This window comes from Enterovibrio makurazakiensis, from assembly GCF_050336585.1.
GTDB classification, from domain to species: domain Bacteria; phylum Pseudomonadota; class Gammaproteobacteria; order Enterobacterales; family Vibrionaceae; genus Enterovibrio; species Enterovibrio gelatinilyticus.
The window spans coordinates 1-828 of sequence record NZ_JAKJSE010000062.1 but is presented as its reverse complement, the minus strand read 5'-3'; the positions used below and the strand labels follow the sequence as shown (position 1 = coordinate 828).

The window sequence follows — 828 nt, the reverse complement described above, 5'->3', positions numbered from 1 at the left end:
ACGTTCCCGGGCCTTGTACACACCGCCCGTCACACCATGGGAGTGGGCTGCACCAGAAGTAGATAGCTTAACCTTCGGGAGGGCGTTTACCACGGTGTGGTTCATGACTGGGGTGAAGTCGTAACAAGGTAGCCCTAGGGGAACCTGGGGCTGGATCACCTCCTTAACGATACTATCGATGCYAGTGTCCACACAAATTGTATAGGTTAAAGAACAAGAACACGATGTGTCCCATTCGTCTAGAGGCCTAGGACACCGCCCTTTCACGGCGGTAACAGGGGTTCGACTCCCCTATGGGACGCCACTTATTAAATACATTCTCACGAGTGTTGTTAGAAAGTGGTGACTCGAAAGAACATCATAGCTCTTTAAAAATCTGGAAAGCTGACTAGTAGATTYATTCTWAGGAATRAATTGAAATCTGTTTCTTATCTCTCTACCCGAGAGRTAACGAAACAAAAGTTCTCAAAACGTTAATTCTTCGGAATTAACACCAAACACATTCAAGTGTTCTTGGTTTCATCGAAAGATGAACATATTTGAGTCCGGCGAAAAACCGTTCATCGAAAGATGAACCGACTCTTTAACGAGAGTCACCTTGGTTGTTTGTCCATACGCAAGACCTCTTGGGGTTGTATGGTTAAGTGACTAAGCGTACACGGTGGATGCCTTGGCAGTCAGAGGCGATGAAGGACGTAGTAACTTGCGATAAGCGTAGATAAGGCAGTAACAGCCACTTGAGTCTACGATTTCCGAATGGGGAAACCCACGTGCATAAGCACGTATCATGCAGTGAATACATAGCTGTATGAGGCGAACTCGGGGAAC

The 828-nt window shown here is 46.5% G+C and carries 1 tRNA gene and 2 rRNA genes; all 3 read left to right on the top strand.

The window, feature by feature from the left end:
• Window positions 1–166, top strand: a 16S ribosomal RNA gene (locus L4D06_RS25430); the annotation flags it as partial.
• A gap of 62 nt (window positions 167–228) precedes the next feature.
• Window positions 229–304, top strand: a tRNA-Glu gene (locus L4D06_RS25425).
• A gap of 334 nt (window positions 305–638) precedes the next feature.
• Window positions 639–828: ribosomal RNA gene (locus L4D06_RS25420) — 23S ribosomal RNA — on the top strand; the annotation flags it as partial.